Genomic DNA, 15,586 nt, shown 5'->3' with positions numbered 1-15,586 from the left:
TCTCGCGGTTCTCGTGGCGCGGATACGGGTGTGTACGCGGGTGCGGGACATGCGGCTCTCCGGAGAAGGTGGGACGGGTGGGGGCGGGCGGTAGGACGGTTACGCGTCCGCGCCGGGCCCGTCGTAGAGGTTCCAGGGCATGAGTTCGTACTCGTGGTCGCACGGGGTGCCGGCGGTGACCCGGTACTCGCCCGCGGTCAGGTCGACGCAGCTGGACAGGAGCGTCGCCCACTGCCGCACGGCCGGTCGGGCCGGATCGGGGTGGGTGCACAGCGAGTCGGGACGGCCGAGGTGGTCGGACATCGCGGCGTGGATCAGCTTGCGGGTCTCGGCCGGGCCGTCGGCGTCGCGGCAGCGGCGCAGGCCGGCCTCGGCGCGCGGGACGCGGATCAGCGAATCGGGGGAGGCGGGGCGGTAGTTCGCGGCCAGTTGCGGCGGCATGAACGCCTGGTAGTGGTTGCCGTGTACGAGGAGGCCGTCGGTGGGGTACATCCAGCCGTTCGCGCCCGGCGTCGTCTCGATGTCGATCGCGAAGCCCTCGCGGTGGGTGAGCAGGGCGTTGCTGGCGATGTGCGCGCGGGTGCGAAAGAGCACGTCGAGCGCGTCGGCCGGGTTCGCGCAGTCCAGGACGCGGCGGCGGACGAGCGTCTGCGGGACGCCCACGGCGTGGTCGAAGCGCCCGCCGAGGCCGTTGGCGTTGAGCGCGATGCCGGCGGAGTTGGCGCCTTGGCGGCCGACCTGACCGGCTTCGACGTGCATCACGACGGTGGGCTTGCCGGGCTGGACGACGCGGACCACCATCACGGTCTCGCGAACGCCGTAGCGCCAGTCCCAGTTCTGGCCGGCGTACACGTGGCCGTCCCCGGACGCGGTTTCGAGCATCGCGAACGACGTGCAGCCGTCGGGGGCGTCGTCCTCGTCCTGCGGTGCGTTGTCGGCCGGTCCGGCCGGTCCGGCCGGTGCGGTGTCGCGGCCGACCGGGGTCATCGACGCGAACGTGCCGTCGTAGATGATCTCGCCGCGGGCGTTGAGGGCCAACACGTCGAGCAGGTCGATGCCGGCGCCCTCCGCGATGCCGGCCATCTCGTCGACGAGGTCGGGGGCGAACGCGCGGGAGGGTTCGAGCCACGCGGCGGCCCGCTCGGTGACCTGGGACCAGGTCAGGCCGCTGGAGGTGCCGAACGCCTCGGTGTAGTAGTCGATCGAGGTACGGATCAGCGCGCGCGCCCCTTCGCCGTACTGGCGGCCGCGGGTACGGGGCTCGCCGCCGATCTCGATGGTCGGGAGGGACACGCGACTCACGTCGTCTCCAGGGTGCTCGGTGGGCGCGGTGCGCTGGGGGGTGTTTCCAGGTGGGTGCTGCGAGGTGGTGGTGCGAGGTGGGCGGTGCGAGGTGGGTCCTGCGTAGGGTGCTGTGTTCCGGGAGCGTGGATGGCGAGGCATCACCGATCGCCGGAGTACTCGCCCGGATGCTCGTCGTAATGTTCATTACGAGTTCGCGGTAACGTGTATTGCTCGTTGCATCAGGAGAGTAATGGTTGATACCGGGGAGTCAAGACCTGTGGGCGAACCAACGCAGAACCCGGCCTTGGAACGGCTGCGGGCCGCAGTGCGCGACCAGTGGGGGGATTTGTCCCCTTCCGAGCGGAACGTCGCCGAGTATCTGGCCCATTGCTCGCCCGAGCAGGTGCTGTTCGCGAGCGCCCAAGACCTGGGCGCGGCGATCGGCACCAGCAACGCCACGGTGGTCCGTACGCTGCAACGACTCGGCCTCGGCGGCCTGGCGGCGCTCAAGCGCGACATCGCCGGCGACTTCAGCACGGACGTGGCCCCGGAGGTACGGCTGCGCCAGCGCATCGAGCAGGTCGGCCAGGACCTGGACGGCATCCGCGCCCGGGTCTACGACGAGGCCGGCGAACGGCTCGAACACGGTCGCGCGAACCTCGACGCGGAGGAGTTCCGCCGCGCGGTCGAACTGATCGCGGGCGCGGCCGAGGTCTTCGCCTACGGGGTGGGCGCGTCCGAACTCGCCGGCCGCCACCTCGCCCTCAAGCTCAACCGGATGGGCCGGCGGGCCCGCTTCGTGGGCAGCACGGGATTCGGCTTCGCCGACGACCTGCTGACCCTGCGGCGCGAGGACGTGGTGGTGATGTTCGTGCCCGGGCGGCTGCTGCGGGACATGGAAGTGCTGTTCGAGCGGGCTCGCATGTTGGGCGCGACGGTGGTGGTGATCACGGACGAGCTGGTCGGACGACTGGCCGACGACGCCGACGTGGTCCTGTACGCCCCGCACACGCCCACGGGGATCACGGCCGAGGCGCTGACGGGGATCGTGCTGAGCGACGCGTTGTTGCTCGCGGTGGCTTCCTTGGACGAGGCGCGCTCGGTGGAGCACTCCCACCAACTGACGGTCCTGCGTGAGCGGTTGCTGGAACCGAAGGAGGGCCGCCCCCGCCGTTGACATGCTCGTGGCCGCATGGCCCTGGGGGTTTTGCGCCCACCCGCCCACCCTTTGCGCTGGGTGGACGGCTGCGGTTCCACGGCTGCCGGGGCGGGCCGATCCGGCCTCGCCGGCAGGGGAGTTGACCTCGGCGCGGCTCCCCGAGGATCACGGGGCGAACGGAACCAGGCGTCGAGAGCCTTGTCCCGAACGGCCACACCATCTCCGGCGCCGAAGACCCGGTGCCGCCGGAACCGGCCACCGCGACGGGTCCTGTCGCCGGACCGGTTGGGTCAGCGGCCTCGCGGGATCCAGGGGTCCGTGCGCAAGAAACGGTCGACCGGGCCGTTCAGTTTTGGTGCCTGCTCGTCGATCGCCGATCGGATGGGGTCGAGGATCCGCCGTCGATCCGGCTCCGCGACGCCGTTCAGCGTGATGACCATCGAACCGGACGCATCCGAGACGGTGAGGAACTTGATCGGCAGCCACGCCGACGAGGGCCACGCACTCACCGCGACGAGTTGCCCCAATTCGATATCCCGTGAACCGACCGGACTGATCTGTCGGATCTTGTCGTCGGTCACGACGAACCCACTGCCCGAGCCCAACACGACGGCGACGACTACCACTACGGCCATGATGCCGACGAGCAGAATCGGCGCGGGATCGAACAACCACATGCTGCTTGCGGACAGACACAGTGCCGACACCATCGAGATCGTCACGACAGCGACCCGGCCGATTCTGATCACGAGCCCCCCTTGAAGCGTGCCCACCCGGCACCCAGGCCACAGCCTTGCACGCCGGGGGGTGGGGGTCGGACTGGGCGGACCGCTTCGGTGAATCCGGCGCCGGCGCTGTACTCGCCGGTCGTGCACGGGGGCCGGCCTGGCGGTGGCCAAGGACACGTCGATCCACTCACCACGACACGCGACCATCCGATGGACCCGACCACGGTCACAAACGACAGGAAGCCCACCGAACCGGGGTGCGGTCGCCACCGCGTCCGGTGTGGTGCCCCCGGCTCGGCGACGACGCCGAACGGTTCGTCTACCCCCTACGCGTGCGTCCGCGCTCGCCGCCTTGATCGCGTCCCACCGCGAACACCGCTTCCCCGACGCGGCCTTGGCAATGCGCCGGTCCACGCCGGCCTTTCCGCCATGGCCGGGCTTGCGGTCGAACCGCTGCGCAGGTCGGCCCAAGGACCACTCCCGTCACGCCGACGAGATGAGTACGCGGGCTCACGCGATGGGCTGGGCGGGATGCCAGGATCGAAGGGTTCCCGAAGCTGCCGACGAAAGCGAATTCCCGTGATTGCGTTCAGAGTTCGTGCACTGGTCGTGGTGTCGGTCGCGGGGTGCAATCTCGACGAGTGGTCCGACACACCGCGAAAGCCCCGCCCGACGGCGCCGACTCGATCGTGGACGCAGGCGCGGGCACCGATGCCGGGCTACGTGAACAACGTCGCCGGGTGGGTCGATGCCCCGGAACCGGGTGAGCCCGCGACCAGCAGGACGGACGCACTCGCGTGCGGGGACTGGGCCGACGGAGCGAGCAGGATCGTGGACACCTGGATGCTGCCGGTGGAAAGCTCCGGCCAGAACGCCGCGCTCGACCGCATCCGAGCCGGGGCCACCGCGCGCGGACACGAGATCCGCTCCGACCACGCGGCCGCAGGCGACGCGCGGGGCATTCTGCAGATCGTGGATCCGCGGACCTCGTACGACATCCGCATCCGCCCGAGGTCGACCTCGCCGGATCCCTCGCTGTCCGACTGGCTCGTGGTCGAGGTCGGCTCGTTGTGCCACACGAGGGCCCCCCGCGAGTGGTGACAGGTACCCCCGCGCCGTGCACCCGGCGGCCACGTCCCCTGTCGCCCGCCATCGCCGTTGCCGTCGCATGCACCGGTGAGGCAACCCGGGTTCGCCCGACCGTCGCGTTGGGTGGGAGTTGCTGCGGTGATGTCGTAATCGGCCATGCGAATTGCCGCCCGTGTCGTTTCGGCGGCTCCCGCTGATTCCGGCGTCGAAGTCGATGTACGGTCGCGGCATGGGAGTGGATCCCGCCGAGGCGCGCCTCCGTCTTCATGCTGCTCGTGTTGCCCGTTCGGCTACGGTTTCCGGTGGCCGCGAAACACGGGGAATCGCCCGTGCCATGGTGGCTGTACACGTCCCAGTCCGGCGGGTCGAGACACCGGTCCGGATCGCCTGAGGCAGGGTGCGGGAGGCCGGCCTCGTCGCCATCCGGTCTCCCGCACGATGTCGGCCCGTGGGTCCGCTACTTCGTCGCGTTCAGGAGGTCCAGGGCGATGTCGACGATCATGTCCTCCTGGCCGCCCACCATGCCGCGGCGGCCGACCTCGACCAGGATGTCGCGGGTGTCCAGGCCGTAGCGGTTGGCGGCGTCCTCGGCGTGGCGCAGGAAGCTGGAGTAGACGCCGGCGTAGCCCAGGGTCAGGGTTTCGCGGTCGACCTGGACCGGGCGGTCCTGCAACGGGCGGACGATGTCGTCGGCCGCGTCCATCAGGCGGAAGACTTCGCAGCCGTGCTTCCAGCCCATCAGGTCGGCGACCGCGACGAAGGCTTCCAGGGGGCAGTTGCCCGCGCCCGCGCCCATGCCGGCCAGCGAGGCGTCGACGCGGCGGACGCCGTTCTCCACCGCCACCACCGAGTTCGCCACGCCCAGGCCCAGGTTGTGGTGGGCGTGGATGCCGATCTCGGTTTCCGGCAGCAGGACTTCGCGGTACGCGCGGACCCGGTCGCGGACGCCGTCCATGGTCAACCGGCCGCCGGAGTCGGTGACGTACACGCAGTGCGCGCCGTAGGACTCCATCAGCTTGGCCTGGCGGGCCAGTTCGTCCGCCGGAGTCATGTGGCTCATCATCAGGAAGCCCGCGACGTCCATGCCCAACTCGCGGGCGGCCGCGATGTGTTGGGCCGAGATGTCGGCCTCCGTGCAGTGCGTGGCCACCCGGACCGAGCGCACCCCGAGGTCGTAGGCGCGGCGCAGTTCGGCGAGCGTGCCGATGCCCGGGAGCAGCAGCGTGGTGAGCTTGGCGCGGGTGACCACCTCGGCCGCCGCGGCGATCCACTCGTCGTCGGAGTGCGCGCCGGGGCCGTAGTTGACGCTGGAGCCGGCCAACCCGTCGCCGTGCGCGACCTCGATGGCGTCCACGCCGGCCGCGTCCAACGCGGCGGCGATCTCGCGTACCTGGTCGGTCGTGTAGCGGTGCCGGATGGCGTGCATGCCGTCCCGCAGGGTCACGTCCTGGACGTAGAGCTCGTGCGTCATCGGGTGGCCAGCCTCTCTGTCACGCGCAGCGCGGCGGACGTCATGATGTCCAGGTTTCCGGCGTAGGCCGGGAGGTAGTGGGCGGCGCCCTCGACTTCGAGGAACACCGAGACCAGCAGCCCGGGTCGGCCGTCCAGGTCGGCCAGGGCCGCCAACGGGTCGCCGGCGTCGAGCGTGCGGAACTGTACGTCCTGCTTGAGTCGGTAGCCCGGCACGTAGGCCGCGACCTCGCCGACCATGGTCAGGATCGACGCGGTCACCGCCGCCCGGTCGCACTCGCCCACCACGCAGTACACCGTGTCGCGCATGATCATCGGCGGGTCGGCCGGGTTGAGGACGATGATCGCCTTGCCCTTGGCCGCGCCCCCGACCTGCTCCAGCGCGTGCGACGTGGTCTCGGTGAACTCGTCGATGTTGGCCCTGGTGCCCGGTCCGGCCGAGCGCGAGGAGATCGACGCGACGATCTCGGCGTAGCGCACCGGTACCACGCGCGACACCGCCGCGACGATCGGTACCGTCGCCTGCCCGCCGCACGTGACCATGTTGAGGTTGTCGGCGTCGAGGTGCTCGTCCATGTTCACCGGCGGCACGACGTAGGGGCCGATCGCGGCCGGCGTCAGGTCGATCAGGCGCTTGCCGTACGGGGCGAGGACCTTGGCGTTGTGGCGGTGCGCGCCGGCCGACGTGGCGTCGAGCACGATCTCGATGTCGGCGAAGCCGGGCATCGCGATCAGCCCCTCGACGCCCTCGTGGGTCACCGGTATGCCGAAGCGGGCTGCTCGGGCGAGGCCGTCCGAGTCGGGGTCGATGCCTACCATCGCGGCGAGTTCGAGTGTTTGCGACACTCGCAGGATCTTGATCATCAGGTCGGTGCCGATGTTGCCCGACCCGATGATGGCGACCTTGGTCCGGTCGTCGGTCATCGTGAGGTTCCCTTCTGGTTGCCGGCGGCGCCGGTGAGACTCGGTCGACGGCGGCTTTGCGAGAAGAACTCCGCGGCGTTGTCACCGAGGATCAGCGCCCGGTCGGCATCGGTCAGCCCCTCGCACGCGCGCACCACCGCCCCCGGGTCCAACTCGCCCAGCGGGAACGGGAAGTCGGTGCCGAGCATGACCCGGTCCGCCCCCATCACGTCGACCAGCAGGCGCAGTGCGCGCGGGTCGAACACGGCCGAGTCGACGTAGAACCGGCGCACGTACTCCGACGGCGGCTTGGGCGAGTCGGCGCGCACGATGTCGCGGTTGCGCCACGCGTTGTCGGCCCGGCCGAGCAGGAAGGCGAAGCTGCCGCCACCGTGGCAAAAGCACAGTTTGAGCGATGTGGGCAGCTTCTCGAACGCGCCCTGGAGGATCATGCCGAGGATGCTCAGTTGCGTCTCGGCGGGCATTCCGACGAGCCAGGGCAGCATGTGCCCCTTCATCCGTTCGCCGCCGAGCATGTCCCACGGGTGCACCAGGACCGGGATGTCCTCGTCGGCGCAGTGGGTGAGGAAGTCGACGATGCCGTCGTCACCGAGGTATCGCTCGCCGACGTGGTTGCCGATGTGTACGCCCCGGTGGCCGGCCGCCGCCGCGCGCGACGCGGTCTCGCATGCCGCGCCGATGTCCTGGAGCGGCACTTGGCACAGCGGCAGCAGGCGGGTGGGGTCGATCGAGCAGTAGTCCAGGATCCGGTCGTTGACCAGGTCGCACCACTCGATCGCGCGCGCCGTCTCGGCGCCGTACCCGAACATCAGCGGCGTGGAGGAAATGGCCTGCACGTCCACTCCGAGCGCGTCCATGTCGACGAGCCGGCGTTCGGGGTCCCACAGCGGTGCGATGACCGGGCGGTACTCGTCGTCGCCGCTCATCATCATCCCGGTGCCGTCCCCGTGGACCCGCAGCCACGGCTCGCCCGCGCCCGCCAGGATGCGGCTCTCGGCCTGGGAGATCCGGGGGAAGACGTGCGAATGGACGTCGATGACAGTCACGGAACCTCCGTGGTTCACGGTCGGGCTCGGCCGACGGTCGGGGCAGCGGAGAGCAGGGTCAGGAATCGGCGGAGCGGGTGGCGGTGCGCGGGCGCAGCGCGTCCGGCCACTGGCGCCCCGGGTGGGTCGCGCCGCAGTGCGGGCACCGGCGATCGCCCTCGTAGAAGGCCTGGAAGATCGGCGGCAGGTCCTCGACGATCGACGTGAGCTGGACCTCGGAGCGGTTGACCAGGTGGTGACACTGCACGCAGTACCACTCGAAGGCGTCGATCAGGCCCTCGGCCCGGCCGAACTCGACGACCAGGCCGATGCTGTCCGGCTCGGGGCGCTGCGGCGAGTGCCGTACGTGCGGCGGGAGCAGGAAGACGTCGCCCTCGTTGATCTGCACGTCGACCGGCGGCTTGCCTTCTTCCTCCATCACCCGGAGCACCATGTTGCCCTGGAGTTGGTAGAAGAACTCCTCGATCGGGTCGTCGTGGAAGTCGGTGCGCTGATTGGGGCCGCCGACCACGGTGACCATCAGGTCGGCTTCGGTCCAGATCTGGATGTTGCCCACCGGCGGTTGCAGCAGGTCGCGGTGCTCGTCGATCCACCGGGTGAAGTTGAACGGCAGGCCGTTGGTCAGCTTCGGCAGAGTCATCTCTCACTGCCCTTTCAAGACTTCGAACCCGGCGCGGGGTTCGGGATGTGCGCGATACAGGAGATCTCGATCACCAGGTGGGGGTGCGGGAGTTGGTGCACGGCGACCGTGGTTCTGGCGGGTCCGGTCTCGTCGAAGTACTCGGCGTAGACCTCGTTGTACCCGCCGAAGTCGTTCATGTTGACGAGGTAGGTGGTGATCGTGACGACGTCGGCGAGGCTGCCGCCGGCGGCGTGGAGCAGGTCGCCGATGTTCTCGATCACCGCGCGGGTCTGCGCGCGGATGTCGAGGTCGGTGGTGCCCATCGCGTCGGCGGTGGCGCCGGCGAACGTGCCGTCGGGGCGGCGCGAGCTGGTGCCGGACACGAACACGAGGTCGCCGGCCCGCTTGACGTGCGGAAAGCGGCCGCGCGGGGTGGCCTTGCCCGCGACGAGGAGGCCGTCTTCGCTGCTCATCGCGTGGTCACCTCCGCGCGGCCGAGTCCGGCCGCGGACACGCGCACGTGCGCGCCCTTGGGCAGTGGCATCGCGGCGGTGGCAGCCCCCGCGAGCACGACCCAGCCGGGCCGGAGTTCGATGCCGGCCTCGGCGGCGAGGCGGGCGGCGGCGATCAGCGAACGCAGCGGGTTGCCCAGGATGGCCGCCGAGGAGCCGGTCGCGACGGGGCGGCCGTCGATCTCGACGAGCAGGCCGAGGTTGCCGAGGTCGAGGGTGTCCGGGTCGTGCCAGGTGCCGACGCCGAAGCCGGACGCGGAGGCGTTGTCGGCGATGACGTCGGGGAGGGTGAAGTCGAAGTTCGCGTAGCGCGAGTCGAGCACCTCGTAGGCGACCGCGACGCCCGCGATCGCCCGTACGGCCTCGACCGGCGTGATCGTCCCGGACAGCGGGCTGCCGATCAGGAAGGCGATCTCCGGCTCGATCCGCGGGTGGATGTGGCCGGCGAGGTCCAGGACCCCGCCCTCCTCGACCAGCATCGCGTCGGTGAGCAGGCCCCAGATGACGTCGTCGACGCCCATCTGGATCATCTTGGCGCGGCTGGTGAAGCCCATCTTGACGCCGACCAGGGCCTCGCCGCGGGCGATCCGGCGCTCGATCACGGCGCGCTGGACCCGGTAGGCGGTCGGGAGGTCGAGGTCGGTGGTGTCGGTGAGGCGGTCGGTGGTGCGGTGGGCGAGGGTGGCCTCGTCGAGGGTCGCGGCAAGGGCGGCGACGTCGGCGGCAACCGTGGAAGTTTCGGTACTCATGAGGTCTTCTCCTCCTTCTCGGAGTTCGCCGCGAACGCGACCCGTACGTCGCCGAGCCCGTCGATGCGAGCCTCCAACACGTCTCCCGGCAGCACGGGGACCATCGGGCCCAGCGCGCCGGTCAGCACGGTGTCGCCCGCGCGCAGCGGCCGGCCCAGGCGCACGAGGGTGTCGGCGAGCCAGATCGCCGCGTTGAGCGGATGGCCCAGGCACGCGGAGCCGGTCCCGGTGGCGACGGGTTCGCCGCGGCGCTCCAGGACCATGCCGGCGAGGCGCAGGTCCACATCGCGCAGCGACACCGGGCGGTTGCCCAGTACGTACGCGCCGGAGGAGGCGTTGTCGGCGACGGTGTCGGCGATGGTGATGTCCCAGTCGCGGATCCGGCTGCCGCACACCTCGATCGCGGGCAGTGCGAACGCGGTGGCCGCGATGATGTCGGCGACGGTGTGCCGCTCGTGGGTGAGGTCGGCGGCCAGGACGAGGGCGACCTCGGCCTCGGCGCGCGCCTGCAGCACGGTGCCGACCGGTATCTCGGCGCCGTCCGGCACCGCCATGTCGGCGTAGAGCATGCCGAAGTCCGGTGTGGACACGCCGAGTTGACGCTGCACGGCGGTGGAGGTCAGGCCGATCTTGCGGCCGACGAGTCGGCGGCCCTCGGCGAGCCGGCCGAGGGTGAGTCGCTCCTGCACGGCGTACGCGTCCTCGACGCCGGTGATCAGGTCACGGATCGGCGCGCACGGCACGCCGGACTTCTCGGCGTCGAGCAGGCGCGCGGCGGCCGCTTCGATGGCGGTGGTGGCGGTATCGGTCACAGGTCACTCTCGTATCCGGGCGTTGGTGCGGGGCGGGACGTCCACAGTCGATCGGACGCGCCTTCGCGGCTTCGAATCGGGTCCGAATCGAATCCGGGTCCGGGTCGGGTTCGGGTCCGGGTCGGGTCCGGGTCGGGTTCGGGTCGGACCGATTCGAATCCGAATGGAATCCGGGTCAGATCTTGATGCAGATGTTGACCGGTTCGGAGAAGAAGTCGAGCGAGTACTCGCCGCCCTCTCGCCCGATCCCGGACGCCTTGATCCCGCCGAAGGGCGTCCGCAGGTCGCGCAGGTTCCAGCAGTTGACCCACACGATCCCGGCCTCCACGCGCGGGGCGACCCGGTGCGCGCGGGACAGGTCGGTGGTCCACACGGTCGCGGCGAGGCCGTACCGGCTGTCGTTGGCGAGCGCGATCGCCTCGTCCTCGGTGTCGAACGGCATGACGTGGCAGATCGGTCCGAAGACCTCTTCCTGCACGGTGCGCGCGTTCTGGGCGAGGCCGGTGAGCACGGTCGGCTCGACGTGGAAACCGCCGTCGCGCTCGTCGCCGAAACTCGGTACGCCGCCGCCGGCGACGACGGTGGCGCCCTCGTCGACCGCGAGCCGGTAGTACGACACGACCTTGTCCCGGTGCGCGGCCGAGATCATCGGGCCGTATCCGGTCAACGCCCGGGCCCGTACGCCGAGTTCGGCCACGAACGCGTCGAAGATCGACCGCTCGACGTAGACCCGTTCGGTGCACAGGCAGATCTGGCCGGAGTGGGTGAACGCGGAGCGTACGGTTCCGGCCACCGCGTCCTCGAAGTCGGCGTCGGCGAACACGATCGCCGGGTTCTTGCCGCCGAGTTCGAACGAGACGGGGGTGATGTGCTCGGCGGCCTTGCGCATGATGGCCGAGCCGGTCGCGGACTCGCCGGTGAACGCGATCGCGTCGACGCCCTCGTGCGCGGTCAGGAACTCCCCGGCGGCGCCCGCGCCGTGACCGTGGATCAGGTTGAACGCCCCGACCGGCAGGCCGGCCTCGTGGATCACCTCGGCGAGCAACGTCGCCGTCGACGGGGTCTCCTCGGACGGTTTGGCGACCACGGTGTTGCCGGCGGCGAGGGCCGGTGCCACCTTCCAGGTGAGCAGCAGGAGCGGGAGGTTCCACGGCGAGATGATCGCGACGACGCCGAGCGGGCGACGCGTCGTGTAGTTGAGCGCTTGGCCCGAGCCGCCGCTCCAGCCCGGGACCGCGGTCGAGTACGACCGTTCGGGCCGCCCGTACAGCAGATCGGCGTAGGCCCGGAAGTTGCCGACGGCGCGCGGGATGTCCACCGTCGCCGCAAGCTCACGCGGCTTGCCGGTGTCCGCGACCTCGGCGTCGACGAACTCCTCGAACCGCGCCTCGATCCCGTCCGCGATCCGCCGCATCGCGGCGGCTCGCTCCTCGACCGAGCTCGAACCCCACACCCCGAGCGCGCCACGCGCGGCACCCACAGCAGCATCGACGATCGCCCGGTCCGCCTCGGGCACGTCACCGCGCACCGACCCGTCCACCGGATCGACCAACGGAAAGCTCCCGACGCCGCCCTCGCGCACGAACTCGCCCCCCACGTAATGCGCGGGCTTCACGCCACTCCCGGCTGCCGAGCGTCCCATCGCCCATCCCTTCGCTGCGAGGTCCTCAAAGGTCCTACAGAAGGGAGCATGCACCCGCCTTGACATGCCCGTCCAATGCTCTTTGACCCCACGGACATACCAAAACCGCGATGCCGTCGACCGCACCGCCGACCGATCCCCCGCTTGGGCCATCCCACGCCACGTCGACCGTCCGTGTTGGAACGACTACGCCCGAACCCGTCGTCCGCTCATCGATGTCCGCGGTGCGTCGCCATGAACTCGCGGCACAGGGCGGTGTCCGCGTCTATGGCCCGGCGCCCCGGCCCGGCGGCGTTCGCTCGCGTCGCGAAGCGCGTCCATCAGCACGCCCGTACCGGCCGGGTGCGGTCCCCGCTTTCCGGCTCCTCGATCCCGACGGTGCCCAGCGTGCCACCCGATTCGGGTGGCCGGTGGGCCGCCTGCGTACCTCAGTCACGCCATGGCGGTTCGTCGGCGGTCGGGCGCCCGGTGCGGGTGGATCGGGTGGATCGGGTGAGCTTGGCGTGTGGGGGGTCGCGTCGCTAGGTTGAGTGCCTTGTTGTCACCAAGCGGAAGCGGTCCGTGGTGGATGTAGCTCGGGCGATGGCCCACGACCCGCATGGGGTCTTCGCGCGGATGCGCGAAGCCGGGCCCGTGCATCCGATCGTCGCGCCCGACGGCAGCGCCGCGTGGTTGGTCACCCGATACGCCGATGTCCAGGCGGGGCTTGGCGACCCACGCCTCGCGTTGAACAAGACGCACGCCAAGCCCGGCGGCTACAAGGGCTTCGAGTTGCCGCCCGCGCTCGACGCCAACCTGCTCAACATGGATCCTCCCGACCACACCCGGCTGCGCCGGCTCGCCGGGCAGGCGTTCACCGCGCGTCGGATCGCCGGCCTGCGCGGCGAGCTGGAGCGGGCCGCCGAGGAACTGGCCGACGAGCTCGCCGGGCACGAACGCGTCGACCTGGTGAAGGACTTCGCGACCCCCTATTCCGTCGGCGTGATCTCCGAACTGCTCGGCGTACCGACCGCGTCTCGCGCCGACTTCCGGACCTGGACCAACGCGGTGCTGGGCGTCGACGCCACCCGCGAGGGCATCCGCGCGACCGTGCGGGAGATGTACGCGTTCTTCGCCCGCCTGCTCGCGGCCAAGCGCACCGAGCCCGGGCCCGACCTGCTGTCCGCGCTGATCACCGCGCGCGACGACGGGGATCGGCTGAGCGAGGACGAGCTGACGTCGTTGGCCTTCCTGCTGCTGTTCGCGGGGTACGAGAACAGCGCCAACTTGATCGCGGGCTCCCTGCTGGCGATGTTGTCCGACGACGACCTGCGCGCGAGCCTGCGCACCGATCCGGCGGCGATTCCCGCGTTGGTCGAGGAGGTCGCCCGTCACATGTCGCCGGCGCTGCTGGCGATCCGGCGCTTCGCGGTCGAGGACGTCGAACTGGGCGGGGTACCGATCCCGGCCGGCGACACGGTGTTCCTGTCGATCGCGGCGGCCAACCGCGACCCGCGCCGCTTCGACCGGCCGGACCGGGTGGACCTCGAACGCCCGGACACCGCCCGCCACTTGAGCTTCGGGCAGGGCATCCACTACTGCATCGGGGCGCCGCTGGCCCGACTGGAGGCCGAATTGGCGGTCCGCACCATCCTGGACCGCTTCCCCCACGCGACCCGCTACGCGCCGACGTCGTGGCACCCGTCCGTACGGGTCCGCGGCCTGGCGTCGCTGCCCGTCGAACTCGGCGGCACCCGAGTCTGACGGAGCCCGAGCCCGACGGAGCCCGAGCAACCCGAAGGAGGGGCGGCGGCACGCAGGTCCCGGCGCAGGCGGCCCTCGCGGCCGGCCACCCGATCGGCCCCACGCCGTTCTCAGCGGTTTCTCAGCGACGGTTTGCGACCGTGACCCTGTCGACGACCGACGTCGACGTGCCGGGTCCCGGCACCCCCTTGCGGGAGGGTTGCAGATGGACCTCGCCGTCAACGTGCTCGACGCGGGATCGCTGTTGTCGACGTTCGGCGCCGTCGGGATCGCGGTCGTGCTGTTCGCCGAGACCGGGCTGCTCGTCGGGTTCTTCCTCCCCGGCGACTCGCTGCTGTTCACAGCCGGACTGCTGTGCGTGTCGGGCTCGAACCACAACGTCCACCTGTCCCTGTGGCAGGTGTTGCTCGCCGCGCTCGTCGGAGCCCTGACCGGCGCCCAGGTCGGCTACCTGCTCGGCCGGCGCGGGGGCCGTGCGCTGCTCGCGCGCTACCGCAACCGACGCCTGCACGAAGGCGTCGCCCGAGCCGAGGAGTTGCTCGCCCGCTACGGGCACGCCAAGGCGGTCGTGCTCGCGCGCTTCGTACCGGTCGTGCGTACCGTGCTCAACCCCCTCGCCGGCGTCGTCGGCGTCCCGGCCCGCACGTTCACGCTGTGGCAGGTCGTCGGCGGAGCGGTGTGGTCGGTGGGCCTGGTCCTGGCCGGCTACGCGCTCGGCTCGTCGATCCCGAACGTGGACCGCTACCTGCTGCCCATGGTGGCCGTCGTGGTCGTCGTGTCGCTGATCCCGCTCGTACTCGAAGTCCTCCGCCAACGCAAGCGCAACGGGCCGACCCGCACCCAAGGCAAGCACACTCGCTCCGCAAAGAACTCGGTACGCCCATGACCACCACCTTCTCCGCGGCCTCCGTCGACGGCGGCCTCTACACCTGGACCGTCGACCTCGCCCGCCACGCGCCCGGCCCCCTCGACACCGTAATCAAGGACTGGACGACCTACGGGGTCATCCTCTTCGGCGTTCTCCTCGTGGCCTGCTGGTGGACGGCCCGCGGCCGCGACGCCCGCCGGATGGCGCAGGCCCTGTGCGCGCCGTTGATCGTCGTGGTCGCGTTCGCCGCGAACGACGTCGTCAAGACGCTGGTCCACGAGCAGCGCCCGTGCCGCACGCTCGGTCCGGTGGCCACCTTGGAGGCGTGCCCGGCCGCCGACGACTGGTCCTTCCCGAGCAATCACACCGTGATCGCGGCGGCCGCGGCGACGGCCGTCCTCGTCCTGAGCCGCGTGCTGGGCATCCTCGCCGCGGTCGCCGCGTTGGCGATGGCCGTTTCCCGCGTGTGGGTGGGCGCGCACTACCCGCACGACGTGGTGGCCGGACTGCTCGTGGGCGTGCTGATCGCCTGGCCGCTGACCCTGGCGGCCGCGCGGGCCGCCCCCGCGGTCGAACGATTGCGCGCGTCGCGCGTCGGCGCGTACGTCACGGCCGCCGAGCCGAGAGCGAACGGGTACGCCCGCGCCGGGTCGTGAGCCCGTGCCCTCGCCCGTCCCACCCCCACTAGGCTGCCTCACATGATTGCCCGGTTTGCCGCGAAAGTCCGCGTGCTGCTCCGGCGGTACAGCGGAGTACGGGCCCGCTCCGCGATAGCGGCGGCCGTGGTGGTGGCGCTCGTACTGGCCGTCGCGGCGGCGGCGTTCGTACTCCTGTACCGGCGGGCGCTGATCGCCGACGTCGGCGCCGACGCGAACCGCCGAGCGCAGGCCGTCGCGGCGGACACGGCCGACACGGCCCGCCCGAACGCGCTCCCGGCG

General features: G+C 71.0%; 16 protein-coding genes. 6 read left to right on the top strand and 10 right to left on the bottom strand.

Annotated features, from left to right (window positions below):
• Nucleotides 1-99: 99 nt before the first annotated feature.
• On the bottom strand, nucleotides 100-1,302 hold the full coding sequence (locus GT354_RS00385; protein WP_346011759.1) for a C45 family peptidase: 1,203 nt from the start codon (nucleotides 1,300-1,302) through the stop codon (nucleotides 100-102).
• 259 nt (nucleotides 1,303-1,561) lie between these two features.
• On the opposite strand from GT354_RS00385, the gene GT354_RS00380 reads away from it, so the two are divergent.
• On the top strand, nucleotides 1,562-2,461 hold the full coding sequence (locus GT354_RS00380) for a MurR/RpiR family transcriptional regulator (protein WP_161354110.1): 900 nt from the start codon (nucleotides 1,562-1,564) through the stop codon (nucleotides 2,459-2,461).
• Nucleotides 2,462-2,733: 272 nt separating this feature from the next.
• On the opposite strand, the gene GT354_RS00375 is transcribed toward GT354_RS00380, so the two are convergent.
• Entirely contained in the window at nucleotides 2,734-3,192 is a 459-nt protein-coding gene (locus GT354_RS00375) for a hypothetical protein (RefSeq protein ID WP_161354109.1), read from the bottom strand.
• A gap of 690 nt (nucleotides 3,193-3,882) precedes the next feature.
• On the opposite strand from GT354_RS00375, the gene GT354_RS00370 reads away from it, so the two are divergent.
• A complete protein-coding gene (locus tag GT354_RS00370; RefSeq protein ID WP_161354108.1) occupies nucleotides 3,883-4,272 on the top strand; it encodes a hypothetical protein in 390 nt (129 codons plus the stop codon).
• 445 nt (nucleotides 4,273-4,717) lie between these two features.
• Here the strand turns inward: GT354_RS00370 and dmpG are convergent, their stop codons facing one another.
• The 8 genes from dmpG to GT354_RS00330 form a co-directional block, all read right to left on the bottom strand.
• Nucleotides 4,718-5,731: a 4-hydroxy-2-oxovalerate aldolase gene (gene dmpG / locus GT354_RS00365; RefSeq protein ID WP_161354107.1), complete on the bottom strand. Its 1,014-nt coding sequence runs from the start codon at nucleotides 5,729-5,731 to the stop codon at nucleotides 4,718-4,720.
• The gene (locus GT354_RS00360; RefSeq protein ID WP_161354106.1) at nucleotides 5,728-6,654 is read right to left on the bottom strand and encodes an acetaldehyde dehydrogenase (acetylating); all 927 of its coding nucleotides are present in this window, start codon (nucleotides 6,652-6,654) and stop codon (nucleotides 5,728-5,730) included. The genes dmpG and GT354_RS00360 overlap by 4 nt, the downstream gene beginning before the upstream one ends.
• Entirely contained in the window at nucleotides 6,651-7,700 is a 1,050-nt protein-coding gene (locus GT354_RS00355) for an amidohydrolase family protein (protein WP_161354105.1), read from the bottom strand. The genes GT354_RS00360 and GT354_RS00355 overlap by 4 nt, the downstream gene beginning before the upstream one ends.
• Before the next feature lie 58 nt (nucleotides 7,701-7,758).
• Entirely contained in the window at nucleotides 7,759-8,340 is a 582-nt protein-coding gene (locus tag GT354_RS00350; protein WP_161354104.1) for a 3-hydroxyanthranilate 3,4-dioxygenase, read from the bottom strand.
• A 14-nt stretch (nucleotides 8,341-8,354) separates the two neighbouring features.
• Nucleotides 8,355-8,795 carry a RidA family protein gene (locus GT354_RS00345; protein WP_161354103.1) on the bottom strand — a complete coding sequence of 147 codons (441 nt, stop codon included), beginning with the start codon at nucleotides 8,793-8,795 and terminating at the stop codon, nucleotides 8,355-8,357.
• Nucleotides 8,792-9,583: a fumarylacetoacetate hydrolase family protein gene (locus GT354_RS00340; protein ID WP_161354102.1), complete on the bottom strand. Its 792-nt coding sequence runs from the start codon at nucleotides 9,581-9,583 to the stop codon at nucleotides 8,792-8,794. The genes GT354_RS00345 and GT354_RS00340 overlap by 4 nt, the downstream gene beginning before the upstream one ends.
• Nucleotides 9,580-10,395, bottom strand: a complete 816-nt coding sequence (locus tag GT354_RS00335; protein WP_346011758.1) for a fumarylacetoacetate hydrolase family protein — start codon at nucleotides 10,393-10,395, stop codon at nucleotides 9,580-9,582. Before GT354_RS00335 ends, GT354_RS00340 begins: the two co-directional genes overlap by 4 nt.
• 175 nt (nucleotides 10,396-10,570) lie before the next feature.
• Nucleotides 10,571-12,010, bottom strand: a complete 1,440-nt coding sequence (locus GT354_RS00330) for a 2-hydroxymuconic semialdehyde dehydrogenase (RefSeq protein ID WP_346011757.1) — start codon at nucleotides 12,008-12,010, stop codon at nucleotides 10,571-10,573.
• Between the two features lie 588 nt (nucleotides 12,011-12,598).
• Here GT354_RS00330 and GT354_RS00325 point away from each other — a divergent pair.
• The 4 genes from GT354_RS00325 to GT354_RS00310 all read left to right on the top strand — a co-directional run.
• Complete coding sequence (locus GT354_RS00325) at nucleotides 12,599-13,780, top strand: cytochrome P450 (RefSeq protein ID WP_346011756.1); 1,182 nt, start codon at nucleotides 12,599-12,601, stop codon at nucleotides 13,778-13,780.
• Between the two features lie 205 nt (nucleotides 13,781-13,985).
• Nucleotides 13,986-14,666 (top strand): DedA family protein, encoded by a 681-nt coding sequence (locus GT354_RS00320; protein ID WP_161354100.1) that lies wholly within the window; start codon nucleotides 13,986-13,988, stop codon nucleotides 14,664-14,666.
• Nucleotides 14,663-15,304 (top strand): phosphatase PAP2 family protein, encoded by a 642-nt coding sequence (locus tag GT354_RS00315; protein ID WP_161354099.1) that lies wholly within the window; start codon nucleotides 14,663-14,665, stop codon nucleotides 15,302-15,304. Before GT354_RS00320 ends, GT354_RS00315 begins: the two co-directional genes overlap by 4 nt.
• Before the next feature lie 42 nt (nucleotides 15,305-15,346).
• Nucleotides 15,347-15,586: hypothetical protein (locus GT354_RS00310; RefSeq protein WP_202511384.1), on the top strand; the 240-nt coding region annotated here is incomplete at its 3' end.

It is taken from the genome of Streptomyces sp. SID3343, assembly GCF_009865215.1.
In the GTDB taxonomy this organism is placed as follows: Bacteria; Actinomycetota; Actinomycetes; order Streptomycetales; family Streptomycetaceae; genus Embleya.
The sequence above is the reverse complement of the archived record's forward strand: the minus strand, read 5'-3'. Positions and strand labels throughout refer to the sequence as shown.